Source organism: Paracoccus sp. UBA889 (assembly GCA_002294185.1).
Classification (GTDB): Bacteria; Pseudomonadota; Alphaproteobacteria; order Rhodobacterales; family Rhodobacteraceae; genus Paracoccus.
The window spans coordinates 36,626-57,354 of the sequence record DBFD01000056.1; the positions used below are offsets into that span (position 1 = coordinate 36,626).

21 protein-coding genes are annotated in these 20,729 nt (G+C 63.8%); 16 read left to right on the forward strand and 5 right to left on the reverse strand.

What is annotated here, in order from left to right:
• The first annotated feature begins 25 nt into the window (after positions 1-25).
• The 5 genes from B4L36_RS11640 to B4L36_RS11660 are packed head-to-tail and all read left to right on the forward strand — an operon-like array spanning position 26 to position 5,809.
• Positions 26-970, forward strand: a complete 945-nt coding sequence (locus tag B4L36_RS11640) for an ABC transporter permease (protein ID WP_292957227.1) — start codon at positions 26-28, stop codon at positions 968-970.
• Positions 967-1,857 (forward strand): ABC transporter permease, encoded by an 891-nt coding sequence (locus B4L36_RS11645; protein ID WP_292957230.1) that lies wholly within the window; start codon positions 967-969, stop codon positions 1,855-1,857. The genes B4L36_RS11640 and B4L36_RS11645 overlap by 4 nt, the downstream gene beginning before the upstream one ends.
• Positions 1,854-3,482: an ABC transporter ATP-binding protein gene (locus B4L36_RS11650; RefSeq protein WP_292957233.1), complete on the forward strand. Its 1,629-nt coding sequence runs from the start codon at positions 1,854-1,856 to the stop codon at positions 3,480-3,482. Before B4L36_RS11645 ends, B4L36_RS11650 begins: the two co-directional genes overlap by 4 nt.
• A gap of 12 nt (positions 3,483-3,494) precedes the next feature.
• Complete coding sequence (locus B4L36_RS11655) at positions 3,495-4,658, forward strand: M20 aminoacylase family protein (RefSeq protein WP_292957236.1); 1,164 nt, start codon at positions 3,495-3,497, stop codon at positions 4,656-4,658.
• An 11-nt stretch (positions 4,659-4,669) separates the two neighbouring features.
• Positions 4,670-5,809: a M20/M25/M40 family metallo-hydrolase gene (locus B4L36_RS11660; RefSeq protein ID WP_292957239.1), complete on the forward strand. Its 1,140-nt coding sequence runs from the start codon at positions 4,670-4,672 to the stop codon at positions 5,807-5,809.
• 190 nt (positions 5,810-5,999) lie between these two features.
• On the opposite strand, the gene B4L36_RS11665 is transcribed toward B4L36_RS11660, so the two are convergent.
• On the reverse strand, positions 6,000-6,971 hold the full coding sequence (locus B4L36_RS11665) for a LysR family transcriptional regulator (protein ID WP_292957242.1): 972 nt from the start codon (positions 6,969-6,971) through the stop codon (positions 6,000-6,002).
• 354 nt (positions 6,972-7,325) lie between these two features.
• On the opposite strand from B4L36_RS11665, the gene B4L36_RS11670 reads away from it, so the two are divergent.
• Genes B4L36_RS11670 through B4L36_RS11690 form a run of 5 tightly spaced genes read left to right on the forward strand, consistent with a single transcriptional unit; the run spans position 7,326 to position 12,172 of the window.
• The gene (locus B4L36_RS11670) at positions 7,326-8,213 is read left to right on the forward strand and encodes an NAD(P)-dependent oxidoreductase (protein ID WP_292957245.1); all 888 of its coding nucleotides are present in this window, start codon (positions 7,326-7,328) and stop codon (positions 8,211-8,213) included.
• Positions 8,214-8,255: 42 nt separating this feature from the next.
• Positions 8,256-9,143, forward strand: coding sequence for an AEC family transporter (locus B4L36_RS11675; protein ID WP_292957248.1), 888 nt, complete (start codon positions 8,256-8,258; stop codon positions 9,141-9,143).
• A 22-nt stretch (positions 9,144-9,165) separates the two neighbouring features.
• Complete coding sequence (locus B4L36_RS11680; protein WP_292957251.1) at positions 9,166-9,675, forward strand: tripartite tricarboxylate transporter TctB family protein; 510 nt, start codon at positions 9,166-9,168, stop codon at positions 9,673-9,675.
• Positions 9,672-11,174: a tripartite tricarboxylate transporter permease gene (locus tag B4L36_RS11685; protein WP_292957254.1), complete on the forward strand. Its 1,503-nt coding sequence runs from the start codon at positions 9,672-9,674 to the stop codon at positions 11,172-11,174. The genes B4L36_RS11680 and B4L36_RS11685 overlap by 4 nt, the downstream gene beginning before the upstream one ends.
• Positions 11,175-11,221: 47 nt before the next feature.
• Positions 11,222-12,172 carry a Bug family tripartite tricarboxylate transporter substrate binding protein gene (locus B4L36_RS11690; RefSeq protein WP_292957256.1) on the forward strand — a complete coding sequence of 317 codons (951 nt, stop codon included), beginning with the start codon at positions 11,222-11,224 and terminating at the stop codon, positions 12,170-12,172.
• Positions 12,173-12,235: 63 nt separating this feature from the next.
• Here the strand turns inward: B4L36_RS11690 and B4L36_RS11695 are convergent, their stop codons facing one another.
• The 4 genes from B4L36_RS11695 to B4L36_RS11710 form a co-directional block, all read right to left on the reverse strand.
• A complete protein-coding gene (locus B4L36_RS11695; RefSeq protein WP_292957258.1) occupies positions 12,236-13,108 on the reverse strand; it encodes an NAD(P)-dependent oxidoreductase in 873 nt (290 codons plus the stop codon).
• On the reverse strand, positions 13,105-14,193 hold the full coding sequence (locus B4L36_RS11700; protein WP_292957261.1) for a Gfo/Idh/MocA family protein: 1,089 nt from the start codon (positions 14,191-14,193) through the stop codon (positions 13,105-13,107). The genes B4L36_RS11695 and B4L36_RS11700 overlap by 4 nt, the downstream gene beginning before the upstream one ends.
• Positions 14,194-14,309: 116 nt before the next feature.
• The gene (locus B4L36_RS11705) at positions 14,310-14,873 is read right to left on the reverse strand and encodes a carboxymuconolactone decarboxylase family protein (protein ID WP_292957264.1); all 564 of its coding nucleotides are present in this window, start codon (positions 14,871-14,873) and stop codon (positions 14,310-14,312) included.
• Positions 14,870-15,436, reverse strand: coding sequence for a flavin reductase family protein (locus tag B4L36_RS11710; protein WP_292957267.1), 567 nt, complete (start codon positions 15,434-15,436; stop codon positions 14,870-14,872). Before B4L36_RS11710 ends, B4L36_RS11705 begins: the two co-directional genes overlap by 4 nt.
• A gap of 225 nt (positions 15,437-15,661) precedes the next feature.
• Between B4L36_RS11710 and B4L36_RS11715 the strand changes: the two genes are divergently transcribed.
• From B4L36_RS11715 to B4L36_RS11740, 6 genes are all read left to right on the forward strand, one after another.
• Positions 15,662-16,723, forward strand: a complete 1,062-nt coding sequence (locus B4L36_RS11715) for an Ldh family oxidoreductase (RefSeq protein ID WP_292957270.1) — start codon at positions 15,662-15,664, stop codon at positions 16,721-16,723.
• 14 nt (positions 16,724-16,737) lie between these two features.
• Positions 16,738-17,139, forward strand: coding sequence for a cupin domain-containing protein (locus B4L36_RS11720; protein ID WP_292957273.1), 402 nt, complete (start codon positions 16,738-16,740; stop codon positions 17,137-17,139).
• 273 nt (positions 17,140-17,412) lie between these two features.
• Positions 17,413-18,534, forward strand: coding sequence for a Gfo/Idh/MocA family protein (locus B4L36_RS11725; protein WP_292957275.1), 1,122 nt, complete (start codon positions 17,413-17,415; stop codon positions 18,532-18,534).
• Between the two features lie 110 nt (positions 18,535-18,644).
• Entirely contained in the window at positions 18,645-19,751 is a 1,107-nt protein-coding gene (locus tag B4L36_RS11730; RefSeq protein WP_292957278.1) for an LLM class flavin-dependent oxidoreductase, read from the forward strand.
• Positions 19,748-20,533 (forward strand): alpha/beta fold hydrolase, encoded by a 786-nt coding sequence (locus tag B4L36_RS11735; RefSeq protein WP_292957281.1) that lies wholly within the window; start codon positions 19,748-19,750, stop codon positions 20,531-20,533. Before B4L36_RS11730 ends, B4L36_RS11735 begins: the two co-directional genes overlap by 4 nt.
• A gap of 13 nt (positions 20,534-20,546) precedes the next feature.
• Positions 20,547-20,729 (forward strand): hypothetical protein (locus B4L36_RS11740; RefSeq protein ID WP_292957342.1); only part of this gene is annotated, 183 nt, incomplete at its 3' end.

The following is a 20,729-nucleotide window of genomic DNA, read 5'->3' on the forward strand; positions in this document are numbered from 1 at the left end:
CTTCCGTTCGAAAGGCACCGCCGCCATGATCTTCTACATTCTCCGGCGTATTCTGGCTGCAATCCCGGTGATGGGATTCGTCGCGCTGTTCGTGTTTTTGCTGCTGCGCCTGACGCCGGGCGATCCCGCGGCGATCATCGCCGGAGACACCGCCACCCCCGCGCAGCTGGAGGCGATCCGCGAATCGCTGGGATTGAACGAGCCTGTTCTGGTGCAGTTCTTCGCCTGGATCGGGCAGCTTCTGCGGGGCGATTTCGGCACCTCGATCCTGTCGGGCAAGCCGGTGATCCAGCTGATTGCGGACCGGATGGAACCGACCATCAGCCTGGCGCTGACCACGATCATCCTGTCTGTGATCATTGCCGTCCCGCTGGGCGTCATTGCCGCATGGAAACAGGGCACGCTGATCGACCGCTTCGTGATGCTGCTGTCGGTGCTGGGTTTCTCGGTTCCGGTCTTCGTGATCGGCTATCTGATGATCTCGCTTTTCTCTATTCAGCTGGGCTGGTTCCCGGTGCAGGGATTCAAGCCGATCGGGGACGGTGTCGGGGCCTTCTTTCATCGCATTGCCCTGCCGACCTTCACCCTGACGCTGCTCTATATCGCGCTGATCGCGCGGATCACGCGGACCTCGATGCTGGAAATCCTCGGCGACGATTATGTCCGCACCGCCCGCGCCAAGGGCCTGCCGGAGCGCAAGGTGCTGATGCGCCATGCGCTGCGCAACTGCTCGGTTCCGATCATCACCGTCATCGGGATCGGTTTCGCTCTGATCATCTCGGGCGTGGTGGTGACGGAATCGGTGTTCAACCTGCCCGGGCTGGGCCGGCTCACCGTGGATGCGGTCCTGAGCCGAGATTATCCGGTGATCCAGGCGGTGATCCTGCTCGCCTCGCTGGTCTATGTCGTCATCAACCTGCTGATCGACATCGCCTATGTGCTGCTTGACCCAAGGATCCGCTACGCATGACCGATCACTCCGCCGCCGCCCTCGTTCCGGTCCGCGTCTCTCCGCTGGGCCGCGCGCGAGAGATCGTGTTCTCCAGTCCGATGGTGATGCTTGCCACGGTGATCCTGGTGCTGATCGTTCTGTCCGCGATCCTCGCGCCCTGGATCGTGCCGCATGATCCGGTGCGCCTTGCGCCCGCCGCCCGGCTGAAGCCGCCGGGCGGAGAATTCTGGCTGGGCACCGACGCCTTCGGGCGCGATCTGTTCTCGCGCATCATCTATGGGGGGCGGATTTCGCTGGTGGTGGGCGTCGCGGCGGCGATCATCGCGGTGGCGCTGGGGCTGTTGCTGGGTCTGCTCGCGGGCTATCTGCGCTGGATCGACGCGGTGCTGATGCGGATGGTGGACGGACTGATGGCGATCCCATCCATTCTTCTGGCCATCGCCATCGTCTCGCTGTGGGGGGCGGGTATCTGGACGGTTCTGGTGGCGATCACCATCCCCGAAGTGCCGCGCGTGGTGCGGCTGGTGCGCTCCATCGTGCTGTCTGCGCGCGAGGAACCCTATGTCGAGGCCGCCATCGCCGCTGGATCTTCGACCGGGCTGATCATGCGCCGGCATCTGGTGCCGAACACCATCGCGCCGCTGATCATCCAGGGCACCTATATCTGCGCCAGTGCGATCCTGACCGAAGCGATCCTCAGCTTCCTGGGGGCGGGGATCAACCCCGAGACGCCAAGCTGGGGAAACATCATGGCGGAAGGGCGGATCTATTTCCAGATCAACCCCGGTATCGTCCTGTGGCCCGGACTGGCGGTTTCGGTGGCGATCCTGTCGATCAATCTTCTGGGCGATGCGGTGCGCGACGCGCTTGACCCGCGAATGGCCAAGCGGGGGATCGAACGATGAGCCTTCTGGAAATCTCGGGCCTCAGGATCGCGCTGAACGGCGATGCGGATCAACAGGTGGTCAAGGGCCTCGATCTCAGCATCGAGCCGGGACAGACGATGTGCCTCGTCGGCGAATCCGGGTCGGGCAAGTCGCTGACGGCGCTGGCCACGATGGGCCTGCTGCCGTCCGCGCTGAAGATCATCGACGGGTCGATCAGGCTGCAAGGCGAGGAATTGACCACCGCCCGGCCGTCGCGGATGCGCAATCTGCGCGCCACGGTGATGTCGATGATCTTTCAGGAACCGATGACCGCGCTTAACCCGGTGGCCCGCGTCGGCCAGCAGATCGAGGAGGTGCTGGAATTCCATTCGGACCTGTCGCAATCGCGCCGCAAGTCCCGCGTCAAGGAGATGATGGAGGCGGTGCACCTGCCCGATGTCGACAAGATGTATCGCAGCTTTCCCCATCAGCTTTCCGGCGGGCAGCGTCAGCGGATCATGATCGCGATGGCGCTGGTGATGCGGCCGCAACTGCTGATCGCGGATGAGCCGACGACGGCGCTGGACGTGACGACGCAGGCGCAGATCCTCAGCCTGATCGGCGAATTGCGCGAAAAGCAGGGATCATCGGTCCTGTTCATCACCCATGACATGGGCGTCGTATCGGAAATCGCCGATGACGTGACGGTCCTGAAACTTGGCGAGGTGATGGAGACCCAAAGCGTCGAGAACCTGCTGCGCCATCCGCAGACGGATTACAGCCGCGATCTGTTGCGCTCGGTCCCCAGCCAGGTGCCGCGCCCGGCGCGTGATGCGGTGTCGGACCGGGTGGTGCTGGAGACGCGCGACCTGAGCAAGACCTATGGCGGCGCTGGCTGGTTCGGCCGTGGCCGCGAGGTGAAGGCGGTGCAGGACGTGTCCATCAGCGTCACGAAGGGCCGGACCCTGGGGATCGTGGGCGAGAGCGGGTCGGGAAAATCGACCGTGGCACGCTGCATCATGCGGCTGATCGACCCGAGTTCGGGCGCGATCATGGTGGGCGGGCGCGACATTGCCACGCTGTCGCAGAAAGAGCTGAAACCGCAGCGCAAGAAAATCCAGATCGTGTTCCAGGATCCCATGCGGTCGCTGAATCCGCGGATCGAGATCGGACACTCGATCATCGAGGGCCCGCTGAATTTCGGCATGCCGCGCGACAAGGCGATCCAGCGCGCGCGCGAATTGCTGACGCTCGTGGGTCTGCCCGCCAGCGCCGTGGACCGCTTTCCGCATCAGTTCTCGGGCGGCCAGCGTCAGCGGATCGCCATCGCCCGCGCGCTTGCGATGGATCCGGATGTGCTGGTGGCTGACGAGGCGGTGTCGGCGCTGGACGTGTCCGTGCAGGCGCAGGTGCTGGACCTGCTGGCCGAACTGCAGCAGCGGCTGGGTCTGGGTATCCTTTTCATCACCCATGACCTCGGTGTGGCGGCCCAGATCTGCGATGACGTGCTGGTCATGCAACATGGCCGCGCGGTCGAATACGGTCCCGCAGCCGAGGTGCTGGGCAATCCGAAACAGGACTACACCAAGGCGCTGATCCAGGCCGCGCCGGGCCGCCATTGGGATTTCGCCAATTTCCGCCCCTTCGCCGAGGCGGCCGAATAAGGAGACGATATCATGACCATCCTGCCCATCATCGAGGACAGCGCGAGCGAGCTGACCGCGATCTTCAAGGACCTGCACGCCCACCCCGAGATCGGGTTCACAGAACATCGCACGGCCGGTGTCGTGGCGGACAAGCTGCGCGAATACGGCGTGGACGAAATCCATACCGGCATCGCCGGCACCGGCGTCGTGGGTATCGTCAAGGGCAGCCGCGAGGGCCAGCGCCGCATCGGCCTGCGCGCCGACATGGACGCGCTGCCGATTCACGAATTGACGAACCTGCCCTATGCGTCCCGGACTGCCGGCGTCATGCATGCCTGCGGCCATGACAGCCACACCACGATGCTGCTGGGCGCGGCCAAGCACCTTGCGGCCACGCGCGATTTCGCGGGCACCGCGGTGCTGATCTTCCAGCCCGCCGAAGAGGGTCTCGGCGGTGCGCGGGGGATGCTGGCGGATGGCCTTTTCGAGCGTTTTCCCTGCGACGAAATCTACGGAATGCACAACATGCCCAATGGCCAACCCGGCAAGGTCGGCATCTGCAAGGGCGCGGCGATGGCGGGGGCGTCCTTCTTCGACATCACCGTGCAGGGCCAGGGAAGCCATGCCGCCATGCCGCAGCAATCGCGCGACCCGCTGGTGATCGCAAGCGCGCTTGTGAACAGTCTGCAAACCATCGTCGCGCGAAACGTGGCCCCGCTGGATACCTGCGTGCTGTCGGTGACGCAGATGCATTCCGGATCGGCCTATAACATCGTGCCGGACACCGCCACGCTGGCGGGCACGATCCGCTATTTCAAGGATGAGGTCCGCGAATTGACCGAAACCCGGATGAAGGAGCTTTGCGCGGGCTTCGCGAGGGGCTACGGGGTCGAGATCGACATCGACCTGCGCAACATCTTCGACGTGCTGATGAACGACGGCGATCTGTCGGATGCCTATCTGGAAGCCGCCGCCGATATCGTCGGGGCTGAAAACATCTGTGGCGACGAAGAGCCCGCCACGGGATCCGAGGATTTCGCGGACATGCTGAAGGTGGTTCCCGGAGCCTATTGCCGGATCAGCCATTCCGGCACGGTCGGGTTGCACAATCCCGGCTTCTTCCTTGACCCGCAGGTGCTGCCTGTCGGCGCCTCGATCATGGCGCGCATCGTCGAACGCCGCCTTGCCGCCTGAAAGGACATCGCATGAACCCGCTGGAACTGCCCTTCGACACCGACGACATGCTGAAGGGCCTGGCCCCCTGGATCGAGTGTGAAAGCCCCACCTGGGACGCCGTCGCCGTCAACCGGATGATGGATCTTGCGGCCTATGACATGGCCACGATGGGCGCCGAGGTCGAGCGTATTCCCGGCCGCATGGGCTTTGGCGGATCGGTGCGCGCGCGTTTTCCGCATCCCGACAGGGGAAAGCCCGGGATCATGATTTCGGGGCATATGGACACCGTTCATCCGATCGGCACGCTGGATGTGCTGCCCTTCCGGCGCGAGGGCGATATTTGCTATGGGCCGGGGCTCATGGACATGAAGGGCGGCAACTACATCGCGCTGGAGGCGATCCGCCAGCTTGCCAGGGCGGGGATGCAGACGCCGCTGCCGGTGACGGTGCTGTTCACGCCCGACGAGGAGGTCGGCACACCCTCGACCCGCGATCTCATCGAGGCGGAGGCGGCGCGCAATGCCTATGTTCTGGTCCCCGAGCCGGGCCATGACGATGGCGGGGTGACGATCGGACGCTATGCCATCGCGCGGTTCAATCTGAAGACGAAGGGCCGGCCCAGCCATGCCGGTGCGCGGCTCTCGGACGGCAAATCCGCCATCGCCGCGATGGCGCGTCGCATCATCGAGATCGAGGACATGACCGGACCGGATTGCACGTTTTCCGTCGGGGTGATCCGAGCGGGGCAATGGGTCAATTGCGTGTCGTCAAGCTGCGAGGCCGAGGCGCTGAGCATGGCGAAGCGCCAGAATGATCTGGACAGCGGCGTCCAGCGGATGCTGGCCCTGCAAGGAAGCGAAAACGGCGTGGAGTTCATCGTCGAACGTGGCGTCACCCGGCCCGTCTGGGAACCCGACACGCCTGGAACGGCAAGGATCTTTGACATTGCCAGGGACATCGCGAAGGAACTTGGCTTCGAGATGAAGGGCCGCAGTCAGGGTGGCGGATCCGACGGCAATTTTACCGGCGCGATGGGGATCCCCACTCTGGATTCGCTTGGCGTGCTGGGCGACGGGCTGCATACGCTCGGTGAACACATTCGCGTGGACAGCCTGACCACGCGGGCGAAACTGATGGCGGCCTTGCTGATGCGGCTGGAACGAGCCTGACATTCCGTTGCGCCCAGTGGCGTGACCCCATGCGACAGGTCCCGTGGATGGTCCTGTCCCGCCGGTGCGGATCGCCCGTGGGGTTGGCGATGGCGCCGTGGCAACGACCTTGCCCGCGGTCATTTTCCCCCGGGCCTTTGCCCTCTGGCGCAGTTTCTCCGATCCATCGCTGTCGCCGCCGCAACCCGGATCAGCGCGGGGCCACCGCGGCCGGACGCGCAGGCTGGACAAGGCGCAGCCCCTCGCTGCTCCAGGCCGCGCTGACATGTTGCGCCTCTGTTCGCAGGAGGTCAGCGAAACGGGCGGCAAGGTTGCTCATCGGGCGACGGATGGGTTCGATCAGCATCAGGTCGATATGCATCTCTGGCCCGATGATCGGGTTCACGCTCAGGGCGCGATGCCCGCCGTCTTCTGCCATCATGACGGCGGGCAGGATGGTCACCCAATCGCTGTTGGCCACGAAATCCAGCGTGCCGAGCATCGTGTCCAGCTCAAGCAACTGGCCGATCCGGATGGCATTGGTCGTGCAATAGCTTTCTATCGTGTGCCGGCGGATGTTGTTGCCCCCCGGAACGACCAGCTTGAGCGGAGCCAGATCGCGCAGGCAGACGGGTGTCAGCGGCCCGACATCGCCGCCTGCGCGCGACACCAGAACCTCGGGCGTGCGCACGAAGAAGCTGCCGCGCAATCCGGTGGCGGAACTGTCCGAGGGCACGATGGCGAAATCCAGTTCGCCGGCCTGCACCGTTTGCGTCAGGCTGGCGCTGTAGCTTTCGGTGATGCGGACGTTCACGTTCGGTGATTCCCTCAGGAACCTGTCGAGAACGGGCGAGAGAACGCGGCTGGTGATGGTCGGCATCAGGCCGACATGGATCTCGCCCGTCTCGCTCTTGGCGAAACGCGTCACATCGCGGCGCGCCGAGGCATGAACACGCAGCACCTCGAGGCAGTTGCGGTAGAAACTGTCGGCTGCCGGAGTGGGCGTCACACCGCCGCGTTCGCGCAGGAAAAGTTGCACGCCAAGCATGTATTCCAGATTCCGCATATGCTGCGACACGCCCGATTGCGTGGCGTTCTCGCGCTCGGCCGCGGCGGTGAAGGATCGTTCCTCATAGGCCGCGACGAAGATCGATATGTCCCTCAGGCTGCATCGCGTATCCATTCTTCATCTCCTCCTCTTGTGGTGCTTGCGGACCGGAACGGCCCCCTCTCACTTGCCATCAGGTTTTCAGATTGTCTCCAGTGAGCATTGTGATGTCTCACGCAAGTGAAGCACGTTAGAAATATCTAAAGGTCCGGGATTCGTTCGGCAAGTCTGATGGTGTTTCATGCTGCTCCACTTGATGAAATCAGAGGTGAAAGCCCGTTCTAGCCGCCAGCTTGACAGGATGAGGACGCCATTTGATATTTCAGGTGCGCGACGAAAATGCGTTTCCGCGCAAGATCGGGCCCCGCGGAATGTCGGAATGCGGGCGATCCAGGGCCGCAGGGAACCGAAGGGTGAGGGGAGGCAACCGTGCCGCACAGGATCGGTTTCATAGGGCTTGGCGTGCTGGGCAACGCCATCGCACGCAACATCGTCGCGAGCGGATCAGATGTGCTGGCTCATGACATGTCGATGGCGGCCCGGAAAACGGCGCTGGCCGACGGCCTGGCGCTGGCCACGGATCTCGCCGAGGTCGGCGGGCGGTGCGATCTCGTCTTCACCTGTCTGCCGAATGGCGCCGCGATGCATGCGGTTTGCACCGAACTTGCCGAAACCGGCGGGGTCGGCGGCCAACTGGTTGTCGATCTGAGCACGCTTTCCATCGCCGACAAGGAGACGGCGCGCGACATTCTGATGCGCGCGGGACGGCGCCTTCTGGATTGTCCGATCAGCGGCAACCGGATCATGGCGCTGGACAGGAAGCTGACGGCATTTTGCAGTGGTGAGCGCGACGATTATGACACGGTGCGCGGGACGCTGCTGACCTTCTGCCGAAAAGAACATTATGTCGGCGCCTTCGGCAACGGCTCGAAGATGAAGTTCTGCGGCAATATCCTCAACCTGGTTCACAATACCGTCGCAGCCGAGGCGATGGTGCTGGCGATCAAGTCCGGCCTGGACCCGCAATTGTTCCACGAGGTCATCAGCGGCAGCGGATCCAGCTCGGCCATGTTCGAGGTGCGTGGCAAGCTGATGGCCGAGAACGACTATGCCCGGGAAGGCATGAATTTCTCGGTGCCGCTGAAGGATTCGCGCATCATTTCCGATCACGCGGTCAGCGTCGGAATGCCGATTCCGCTGTATCAGGCCGCCTTGCAGTTCTACCACGCCGCCGCCGCGCAGGGATTGGCGCATCTGGACGCCGCGGCGGTCTGCCGCGTGATGGAACGCAACGCCAATTGCGAGCGCCCGGCATGAATGCGGCGCAACCTGCCTATCGAGTGATGGAGATGCCACGCCTTGCTTCCTGCGATCCTGGCGGTCACCGCGCCGCTCTTCGTCATCATCGGCCTTGGCTATCTCTGGGCGCGCTTCAAGATGCCCTTCGACGCGCGGACGATCGGCGCACTGGTGCTGCAGGTCGGCACGCCCTGCCTGATCTTCTCTACCCTGACCGGGACCGGGGCGGCCTTGTCGGAGATGGGCAAGATGGTGCTGGCGGCGATTCTGGTCATCGCGGCATCGAGTGCGTTGGGGGCCCTGGCGCTTCGCATCGCTGGGCAACCGCTCAACACCTATCTGCTGGTGGCGATGCATGGCAATTCGGGCAACATGGGCCTGCCGCTTGCTTCCATGGCCTTCGGCGCCGAAGGGCTGACGCTGGGCATCGTGTATTTCACCGTCGTGGCAATCTCTCAGAACACGCTTGGACATGTCGTCAGCGCCGGCCGCTTCGACCCGAGGGCGTTTCTGCGCCAGCCGGTGGTCCATGCCAGCGCGATCACCGTCTTCGTTCTGCTCAGCGGTGTCACGGTGCCGGGCTGGATTGCCAGGACCACGGAACTGCTGGCCGGAATCGTCATTCCGACCATGCTGATCCTGCTCGGTGTCTCGCTGTCGCGGCTGACGGTCGCGGATCTGAAGCTGGCCGCGGCAATGGCAGTGATGCGTTTCGGCGTGGGGGCGGTTGCCGGCGTCGGGCTGATCCTTGCGCTGGATCTCGGCGGAGCCGAGGCCGGGGTGGTCTGGATCATGGCCACCATGCCGGCGGCGGTGGTCAGCGTGATCTTTGCCGAACGCTACGGCCATTCCCCCGAAAAGGTGGCCGGCACGATCGTCGTCTCGACGGTGGGAACGCTGGCGGGCCTGCCGCTGATCGTCTGGATCGCGATGGTGCTGGCAGCATGACGCAAGGAGGAAGGACAACCGGATGGAACGCGAACTAGCGCGGACGGGCGGCGTTATGGCGCGGCTCAATTTCAACTCCGCGGTGGCGCTTGCGGTCGTGGCGCTTGGAATCCTGATATGGGTTCTGGTGCCGTATCAGGTCGCCGAACCGCCAAGCTTCTTCGGACGCAGCAGCGTCGGGATCAGTCCCAAGCTGTTTCCGCAACTGATCGCCATCGGCATGATCTTCATCGGCGCATGCTATTTCTATGCCAGCCTGTCGATGCAGCAGATCAACGGGTTCAGCGGCCTTCCCGTCTCGGCCTATGTCAACCTCGCGGTGGTGCTGGCGGCTATGCTGGCCTATGTCGCGCTTCTGCGTCCGCTGGGCTACGTCGCCACCAGCATGGGCGTGGCAACGGCCATCTCGTTCTATTACGGCTCGCGCAATCTGGTCGGCATCGGATTGACCGGGATCGCCGCACCTCTGGCCATCTATTATCTCTTTACCCGGTTTCTCAGCGTCTCGCTGCCACCATTTCCCTGGGGATGACGATGTTCGACATGCTGACCGAAGCGACGCTGATGCTGATGCGTCTCGATGTGCTTTTCATGATCTCCGGCGGCCTCGTCCTGGGAATGCTGGTCGGCGCGCTGCCCGGGTTCACCACGGTCATGGCGATGGCGATCGTTCTGCCGATCTCGTTCTTTCTGGAGCCGATCCTGGGCATTCCGTTTCTCATCGGCGTCTACAAGGGCGGCATCTTCGGCGGCAGCATTCCTGCGATCCTGGTGAACATTCCGGGCACCGGTGCCTCGATGGCGACCACGCTGGACGGGCCGGCCATGACCCGCAAGGGACAGTCCCGCAAGGCGCTGGAAATCGCGCTGGTCGCCTCTGCCGTGGGTGATTTCCTGTCGTCTTTCGGCACCATCCTGGTGATCGGCCTGATCGCGATGATCGCCCTGATGATCGGCCCGCCCGAAATCTCGGCGATTCTTCTGCTGAGTCTGCTGATCATCGTGGTTTCCAGCACGGGCAGTTTTCTCAAGGGCATGGTCATGCTGCTGATCGGCATGTTCCTGGCCACGATCGGCCAGGACCCGGTGGGCGCGATGGCGCGCTTCGATTTCGGCTTCTATCCGCTGCAGGCCGGCATCGACCTGCTACCCCTGATCATCGGCCTGTTCGCCATCCCCGAGATCCTTTTCGCCATCGAACATCGCCGCGCCAGCGTCGTCGATCCAAGCCATACCAAGGCCCAGGGAGAGCCTTTGCGCTGGCACGAACTGATGACATGCCGACGCACGATCCTGCGCTCTACCGCGATTGGCGGTTTCATCGGCATGGTTCCGGGCGTCGGCCAGGTGGTGGCGGCCTTCATGGGCTATTCGGCCGCCCAGAGCGCGTCGTCGCATCCCGAAACCTTCGGCAAGGGCGATATCGAGGGTGTGGCCGCCCCGGAAGCCGCGAACAACGCGGTGAACGGCCCGACCATGGTGCCGCTGCTGACGCTGGGCATCCCGGGCGACAACATTACCGCCATCCTGCTGGGTGCCTTCGTGGCACAGGGGCTGCGGCCCGGTCCGCAATTGTTTCAGGAACAGGGCGTGCTGGTCTATGCGATCCTGTTCTCGATGCTGCTGGCCTGCGTGCTGCTGCTTGTCATCGGCTATCTGCTGACGCCGATCTTTGCCCGCGTGGTCAGTATCAACAAGGCCTATCTGGTGCCGCTGATGCTGATCTTCGCGGTGGGCGGAACCTATGTCTATCGGTCGAATCCGATGGACCTTTATTTCATGATCGGCTTTGGCCTGTTCGGATATGTGGCGCGCAAACTGCGTTTCGACGTCACGCCCCTGGTCATGGGCTTCATCCTGACGCCGCCGCTGGAATACGCGCTGGCACAATCCATGATGCTGTCTCGGGGCGATCTGCCGGGCTACCTGATCGGCACGCGACCGATCGCGCTTGCGATCCTGTTGCTGACCCCCGTGCTGATCATCTGGCTTGGCTACCGGCAGAGCAAGCAGAGGCGCGCGCTTCGATAGGGTCGCGCGATGCAAGTGACGAACCATTCACAGGAGGAGGACCCACGATGGGAATGATAAGAAATGCGATCCTTGCGATCGCCGTGACAATGGGACTGGCAGGAACGGCGGCAACCGCCCAGACCTATCCCGACCGACCGATCACCATGATCATCCCGCTTGGTGCGGGCGGTTCGCATGATCTGAACGCGCGGGTAATCACCTCGGTACTGCCGCAGATCCTGGGCCAGCCGGTGGTGGTGCAACTCATGCCGGGGGCGGGCGGACAGACCGGCACCGCCGCGGCGGCTTCGGCGCCCGCCGATGGCTATACGTTGCTGTTCACACATAACTTCATCGACGAATTGCAGCAATTCGTCACCAAGCTGCCCTATACCCCGAACGAGGATTTCGTGGCGGTTTCCCGCACCAACACCGCACAGCCCGTGCTGGTGGTGCGCAACGACAGCCCCTTCCAGACATTCGAGGAGTTGATCGAATATGCCCGGGCCAATCCCGGCGAATTGCGGTTCGGTCACAGCGGGAACTGGGGGGCCTTCATGGTGCCGGGGCTTGCGCTCATGCAAGAGGCGGGCGCCGATGTCACGCTGATCCCGTATCAGGGCGGCGGCCCGGTGATCCAGGCGCTGCTGGCGGGCGACATCGACTTCACCTTTGCATTCTCCTCGGTTCTGGCGGGGCAGGACCTGCGCCCGCTGCTGGTCGTCGGCGAAGAGCCACTTCTCGACGGCGTGCCGACAACTTCCGATCTGGGCTACGACATGGTGTCAGACATCGGCGTCATGCAGCGCGTCGTTCTGGCACCGGCGGGCGTTCCCGAAGACCGTCTCAAGATCCTGCGTGACGCTTTTGCCAAGTTGAACGAGGATCCGACCTATCGGCAGCTTCTTGGCCGGCTGGGCGAGAACGCCTCGATGATGGACGGGGCCGAGTACGACCAGGTTCGTCAGCAGCAGGCCGAACGCTACAAGGCGCTGGTGGATTCGTTCGGCGGATAGTAGCAGGACGCCTTTTGACGCATGACCGGCGGTCCTGGCGGGGCCGCCGGTCTTCCCTTGCGATCAGCCGTTTCTCCAGCATTGGACCAGCGCGTCATAGGCTGGATAAAGCCGGGTGAAATCCTGACCGAGCAGACCTTCCTGCCCGGCTTGTGCCAGCAGGTCCGCGGTCAGGCCGACATAGGCCGACGGTTGTTCCAGATCGTCGAAAAGCGTCCTGGCCATGGCAAGATCCTTGGCCAGGTTGCCCGCCTCCGAGCGTCCGTCGAAGCCGCCGCTGACGATATGGTCGGGAAAGCGCCGTTCGCTGACGAAGCTGCGGGCATTGCCGGCATTCAGCACCTCGACCGCGCGATTCAGCGGAATGCCCGCACGTTCGGCGGCGCGGCAGCCCTCGGACGTGGCCAGAAAGATGGTGTGGCAGATCATGTTGTGGATGAGCTTCATCGTATGCCCGGCGCCCGAGGGGCCGAGGTGAAAGATCTGCGTGGCGATCAGGTCGAGGACCGGGCGGACGCGCGCCAGTGCCGTGGGCGCGCCGCCGATCATCAGCGTCAGTCGCCCCGTCGCGGCACCAGCGGCGCCGCCGCTCATGCCCGCGTCCAGATACTCGACCCCGGCGACCGCGGCACGGTCCGCCAGAAGCTTCGTGGCCCCGGGATCCGAGGTGGTCAGGTCGATCATCACGCGCCCGTCCGGACCGTCCAGCAGACCCGCCTCGAACAAGGCCGCGATCTGGGCGCTGCCGGGCACTGCCAGCAGAACGATTTCGCAGCCGGCCGCCGCCGCGATTCCGGATTGCGCACCGGGAAAGCGCGCATGGGCAGAGGCGTTCGTATCCCAGACGGCGTGCAACAGCCTTGCCGCGTCGAGATTGGCTGCGATCCCGCAGCCCATGTTGCCCAGACCGATGACGCCGCATCGCGGCGGGGTCATTCCGCCGCCCGTTTGTCGGCTTCGGCCATGTCGGCAAGTTGCGCGATCGAGCTGTTCGACAGCGGCAGATCGACGGGCGCGCCAATCTCGGCCGACAGGTCTGCCGCGCGATAGGTCTCCATGACCATGCGGGCATGGTCCGGCTGAACCATCACCGGGCGGTCCAGCAGCACGCTTTCCAGGAAATGCAGCGTCTCGGGACCCATCTGGCCGGCAAAGACATGGTCCACCTGTTCGCCCGGCATCGTCGACATGGGATAGCGGGTGCCGTCGGACACGGTGTTCAGCCATTTGTCGCGGTGGGTATCGTCAAGGAACAACGCGCCTTCGGTTCCCGTGATCTCGATCCAGGTCGCGCAGAAATTGGGATAGCTGGGTGGCAGGTTCCAGCCGCCGCCGATCACGACCAGCATCCCGTTATCCATGGTGACGGTCGTCCACATCGTGTCGTAGGAACCGTTGAGTTCCTTCATGTAGCCGTAAGCCCCCTGCGAATAGACCCGCACGGGTTTCGCCGGTTCCAGCATCCAGAACACGAAATCCAGATCATGCGTGGATTCCATGGCTGCGGGCGACAACCGCACGCGCGAAGCGATCTTCTTGCCCAGCGACCGCGAAAGGTGTCGGCTGACCATCACGTTGACCACCTTGCCAAGCGTGCCATCGGCGATCTTCTTCTTCGCGTAGGCAACCTTGGTGTTGAATCGCTGCGAATAGCCGATCGTGAATTTCAGATTGTTGTCCCGCGACAGCTGGATCAGTTCGTCCGCCTCCCAGAATTCCATCGAAATGGGCTTTTCCAGCAGCACATGCTTGCCGGCCTTCAGGCAGTCGCGCGCGATGGGATAATGGGTCTGCTCGGGGGTGGTCGAGATATAGACCACCGAGATGTCCGGATTGGCGATGATTGCCTTGTAGTCCGTGGTTGCCGTGGCCGGATGGGTCAGGGTGCGCACTTCTTCCAGGCGATCGGGGCGGATCTCGCAGATATGCAGCTTGTCCACCAGGGCCGAGTTGGCAAGCGTTTCCGCGCGAATGCCGCCGCACCAACCGGCGCCGATGACGGCGACCTCAACCTGTTTCATGTCGTTCCTCCCGTTTGCGCTTTTCCGGTGCAAGCCCGGCTGTGTGGTTCTAGCAATCGCTGACAGCGAAGGTCATGATTTGTCTGGAGAGCGATGATCAGCTTTTCTGATGCGGCTTAGACCAGCGGGGGCGCGGTCGTGTCGGGCGCCGCGGTCTGCGCGCCGTTCATGACCACCGATAGCAGCGTGTAATAGCCGATGACCCCGAACAGATCGATCACGCCCTGCTCGCCGAACAGCCGCAGGGCCTGTGCATGACTTGCGTCCGACAGCCGTCTGGTGCGCAGAAGTTCATCGACCGTTGCGTGGACGACGCGCTCGTCCTCGCGCCGGAAATCGGGCGTCCGGGCCGCCGCCAGCGCCGCGATGATTGCCGGGTCTATGCCCTCTTGCCGGGCGATGGGCGCGTGGATCGCCCATTCGACCGGCTGATCCCAGAAACGCGCCGTGCACAGGATCGCCAATTCCGTCAATCGACGCCCGATCACGCTGTCATAGCGCAGATATTCGCCCACGCGCTGCACGCGGTCCATCAGTTGGGGGCTACGCATGAGCGGCACGAAGGGGCTGACGATGGCCTTGCGCGGCCCCTCCAGCATGGGCTCTACATGTCTGCGCTGCGCGTCGGTCCAGTCGACTTCGGGGATCGGGGGGTAGCGGTCGGGGCCAGGCGGTTTCAACCAAGACCCTCCCACATGGCGGCAAGGTCGCTGCTGGCGTCGATATTGGGCAGGCGTGCCGCCACCGCATAACGCCCGCTGCTGAACAGTAGCGGGCTGGCGGCATCGTCGAAAGAGGCGCGCACCACGCGGCCCAGCAGGATCACGTGATCGCCGGCCGGGATGCTGCGATCGAGATCGCATTCGAACAAGGCCAGCGCGCCCTTCAGCACAGGGCACCCGCCATGCCCGTCGGCACAGGCGATGCCGGCGAACTTGTCTGCCCGGGGGGTGGCGAAATGGTGCGACAGATCCGCCTGCTCCTGGGTCAGGATGTTCACGGCGAACACCCCGGCGTCAAGGAATGCGCGCAGGGACGGCGCCTCGTTGCGCACGCTCCACAGGATCAGCGGCGGATCCAGCGACACGGCCGAGAAGGAATTGGCCGTCACCCCGATGCGGCTACCGCCTGGCGCGCGGGTGGTGATGACGGTGACGCCGGTCGAGAACCGGCCCAGAGCCTGCCGGAACAGGCGGGAATCCGGCGGCGCCGCTTTGTCGAAAGACAGGACGTGTCGGGTCATGATGTCCTCGCAGACAGGAAGTCGCCGCCATCCTTTCAGGTTCGGCTTCGGGGGGGAAACAAGAAAATCTGCTGGCCCGCATCAACCGTGCTTCAACCTGATGAGAGCCAGAAGAAAACATGATTTCAACTGCGTCGGCATTCTTCATAATCTTTCCCGAACGGAGGTCGTGATGCAGGCAGCACAGGCAGCGGGCCGCGCTAGGTCAGCACCGGGGGATCCGGCGTGACGCGGCATGTTACGGCGGAACGATTGCAGACCCTTGCCGCCGGGGTGCTTGGGGCCGAGGGCTTGCCGCCTCAGGAGGCGGCGATCGTTGCCGAGATGATGATCGAGGCCGATCTTCTGGGGGCCGATGGTCACGGCATCTTTCGCCTGCCGCGTTATCTGGAGCGCCTGCGCGCCGGCGGCTTCAACGCCCGGCCCAATATCCGGATCGCGCGCGAGCGGGGCGCGATGGCGCTGGTGGATGGCGACAACGGGTTCGGTCATCTGGTGATGAAGTTTTGCGCCGATGAAGCCGTCAGGCGCGCGCGCAGCCACGGCATCGGCTGGGTCGGGGCGCATCACTCGAATCACGCGGGCGCGGCGGGTGTCTATGCCCTGATCCCGCTGGCCCACGACATGATCGGATTCTATGTCGCCGTGGGCAGCGCCAATCACATGGCGCCCTGGGGCGGTCTGGAAATGCTGCTCAGTACGAATCCGATCGCGGTGGCCATCCCTGCGGCGGGGCGCAGGCCGGTGTTGCTGGACATGGCGACGACGGTTGCGGCCTATGGCAAGGTCAAGCTTGCCGCGCAGCGAGGCGAGACCATGCCGCCCGACTGGATGATCGATGCCCAGGGCAACCCGCTGACGGATCCCGCGCGTGCGGGCGAGGGAACGCTCATGCCCATCGGCGGGCCCAAGGGATACGGCCTGGCGCTGATCTTCGGGCTGCTGGCCGGCACGTTGAACGGGGCCGCCTTCGGGCGCGATGTGATCGACTACAACCACGACGATTCGAGCGTCGCCAATACCGGGCATTTCGTCGTGGCCATCGATATCGCCAGCTTTGGCGATCTTGAACATTTCAAGGCCGAGGTGGCGCGCATCGGCGACGAAATTGCGGGCTCGGTGCGCCGGCCCGGTTTTGATGCGATCCGCCTGCCGGGCGAACGCGCCCTGTCCGTGCGCGAGAAACGCCTGGCCCATGGGATCCCGGTTCCTCCGGCCCTGCTGGAGAAGCTTGACGCTATCGCCGCGGCTTGCGGCCTGCCAAGCTTGCAGGATCAGCCGGAATGACGCGCCGGACCGCCATGATCCGGCACCTTGAGGCGATCGACGAATTTGACCGGGGCAACGGTGTCGTCACGCGCCTGTTTTGCAACGCGGACATTTGCGGTGCTCAGGTGACGACCGGGACCACGGTGCTGCCCGTCGGCAAGAGCGTGGCCATGCATTATCACAACTGCGATGAACAGATCGTCATTCTCGCGGGCCGCGCCGAAGCCGAGTTCCAGGGGCATCGGCGTCCCATCGGCCCGATGGAAGTCGCCTATATTCCCAGGGGCGAGGTGCATTGCTTTCACAATGTCGGCGACCAGCCGGTGCTGATGCTGTTCATCTATGACGCCGGCGAGGTGACGCGGACCTTCGAGGCCACCGGAGAAACGGTCGTTCATCTGGGTGCGGGCGATCGCGCGCAGCCGAAGGGATAAGGCGACGGACCCGACCGCTGCAAGCCGCGCAGGCCGGCGCGACTGGTCATGTCCATCTGTTCCGGCGCGGCTTGAAGGCGCGCTTGTCCTGCCCGGATCGCGCTTTTTGCAATTCGGGCGGCCGGGCGGGGCCGGTGTGACCATCGCGGCGGTGTTTCTCTTCGGTGATAGGTCCGGCCATACCCTGCGCTGATAGACATCAGCGATTCTTTTAATTTCTGCAGGTTCATACGCCTCCTTATCCTTTCGCCAAATGCGAGGGGAGGAAACCGCATGGCGGTAAGGAATGAAGTCGGTCTCGCCATCATAGGCTGTGGCACCATCGGGCGGATCCGCGCGATCATCGCGCGGGATTATCCGGGTATCGGCTGGCTGGGCCTTTGCGACACCAACCGCGGGCTTGGTAAAAAGCTTTCGGCCGACAGCGAGGCGGATTTCTTCACGACAGATTTCCACGAATTGCTTGACCGCCCCGAGGTCTCGGCAGTCATCATCGCCACTGACGAGAACAACCACGCAGCGCCGACGCTGGCTGCGGCCGAACGCAAGCAATCGCTGTTCATCGAAAAGCCGATCGCCACCGACGCGCGAGAATCGCTGGCCATCCTGCGCGCGATCGAAGAGGCCGGGGTGGATGCGGTCATGGGCTATACACAGCGTTTCCGCCGCCGGTTCCTGACCGTCAAGGAACGTCTGGTCACCGGTCAGATCGGTGAGGTGCATTCCGTGGTGACGCGCGCGTTCATGAACAGGATGGTCCCCATCGCCACCGTCTCGCGCACGCAGAACCGGCGGCACCTGACGCCGATGGTGGTTTCGGGCACGCATTCGCTGGACATGTCGATGTGGCTGATGGAGGCCAAGACGCCGGTGTCGGTCTATGCGAAATCGACCGACAAGGTCATGTCGCGGTGGGGAACAAAGGATTCCACCTTCGGCATCTTCGAGATGGACGATGGTGCGATCTTTTCCATGAACATCTGCTGGGGCCTGCCCGAGGTCTGGCCGGGATCCGTCTACGGGCTGGAGATCGGCATCGTCGGGGCCGAGGGCGTGATCGATATCGAGGATACGCATCGCGACCTGGTTCTGGCGACGAATGTCGCGCAAGGCGGCGGCTATGTTCCCGACGGCTACGAACCGCCCGCAAGGCATGTCGATTTCCTGACCAGCTATCCGCCGGGCGACCTGCACATGAACCAGCTTTGGGGCCCCATGCGGGAAGAAACGGTCAATTGGTATCAGCGTCTGTGCATGGGCGTGCCCACGCCCCATGCCACCGCGCAGGACGGCCACCGCAACCTGATTTTGACCATGGCGATGGATCTCTCGGCGCGGCGTGGTCGTGAGGTGCGCCTGCCGGTCGATCCGGACGAATTGATGGCCGAGGACTGACCCCAGCACGCACCCCGCCATGCCGAAACCGGATGGCGTTCATCAAACCTTCTCGTTTCTCTTGCTGCGCGGCGCGTCGGTAAGATCGGGCAAACACAGTGGAGACAATCATGCAGCTTGGGTTTTTCACCATGCCTATCCACCCCCTCGAAAAGGATTGGCGCCAGAGCCTGCGCGAGGATCAGGAGGCATTCGTCCTGGCCGACGAACTGGGCTTTGCAGAGGGATATGTCGGCGAGCATGTCACCGACGTGGCAGAAAACATCACTTCGTGCATGGTTTTCATTGCCTCGCTGGCCGGCCGCGTGCGGCAGATGCGGCTCGGGACCGGCACGGTCAACCTGCCCAACAACCACCCGGCACAGGTCGCCGCGCAGATCGCCATGCTGGATCATCTGCTCGATGGCCGTCTGAACTTCGGCATCAGTCCGGGCGGATTGCTGTCGGATTCCGAGATCTTCGGCAACCTCGACCACGACCGCAATGCGATGTTTCTCGAAGCGATCGACATGATCCTGGCACTTTGGTCCAAGGACGCGCCCTATGATCTGCGCGGCAATTTCTGGAACATCTCGACCGAACGCACGCTGATGGCCGAGATCGGCCAGGGAATCGTCGGCAAGCCTTTGCAACGCCCGCATCCGCCCATCATCGTGACGGCCGTCGCGCCTTTTTCCAAGGGCGTCACCGCCGCCGCTGCACGTGGCTGGGATCCGATCTCGGCGAATTTCCTGATGCCGAAATGGGTCGCTTCGCACCGCGGCTGCTATCTGGACGGATGCAAGCAGGGCGGAAGGCCGGGCGATCTGGCCAACTGGCGGGTCGCCAAAAGCATCTTCGTGGCCGACGACATGGCCACCGCGCGCGATTATGTCACGCGACCGGACAGCCCCTATCAGTATTACTACCGGTCGCTTCTGACCAAGCTCAAGAAGAATGGCCGGGCGAACCTGTTCAAGGAAGACCAGAGCATGTCAGACGACGAAGTGACGCTGGATTACGTCATGGAACGCCTGGTGACCTACGGCACCCCCGACAAGGTCGCCGAAGAATTGCTGGCGTTCCGCGAACTGACCGGGCAATTCGGCACCCTTCTTTATGCGGGCCATGACTGGGCCGACCCGGAACTGGCGCGACGTTCGAAGATCCTGATGGCGGAGAAGGTCCTTCCGCTCGTCAACAAGGCCGAGAAAGATCAGCTGAAGGCCGCGATATGACCCGTGCCATCGTGAAATCGGGTGAGGCGAGGCTTTCGGTCAAGGTCGAGGGCCCGGTCGGCAAGCCCTGGATCCTGCTGTCGAATTCTCTGGCGACCGACCTGCACATGTGGGACGGCCAGATCGGCTTTCTGGCCGAAACGCATCGCGTGGTTCGCTATGACACGCGCGGACATGGGCAAAGCACGGCGCCGCAGGGGCCCTATGATCTCGACATGCTGGTGGAAGACATGCTGGCGGTTCTTGACCATGTCGGCGCCGACCGCGCCGACGTGATGGGATTGTCGCTGGGCGGGATGACGGCCCTGGGACTGGGCCTGGCGCATCCGGATCGGGTGCGGCGCATGGTGGTTTGCGACGCACGCGCCGACAATCCGCCGCCTTTCGTGGCCAGTTGGGACGATCGGATCGCCGCAATCGAAAGGGGCGGCATGGCTGCCATCGTGTCGGGCACGCTGGAACGCTGGTTCACCGGCAGGGCCTCTGCCGATCTGCGGGTGCGGGCCGAGGCCATGATCCTCGCCACCGCGGTGCCGGGTTTTGCCGGTTGCGCCCGCGCATTGCAGGGGCTGAACTATCTGCATCGGCTTGGTGAGCTGACCGTGCCGGTGCGATATGTGGTTGGCAGCGAGGACATGGCCGCGCCGGTGGCCGCGATGCAGGCCATGGCGGATGCCACCCCGGGCGCGCGCCTGACGGTTCTGCCCGGCCTGGCCCATATCCCCGCCATGGAGGATCCGGCTGCCTTTCAGGATGCCGTGATGAACTGGCTTCGCGCATGAGGAGAAGAAGGGGATGCTGAACATCGCGATTGCGGGCTTTGGCTGGTGGGGACGTCACATCCTGACCCGCCTGCAAGGCCATGACAGACTGAGCGTCCTGGCCGTCGCCGAGCCCGATCAGTCGCTTCATGCCGATATCCGCGCCATGGGGGCCGAGGCCGTGAGCGGCTTTGACGGAGTGCTGTCCGATCCGCGC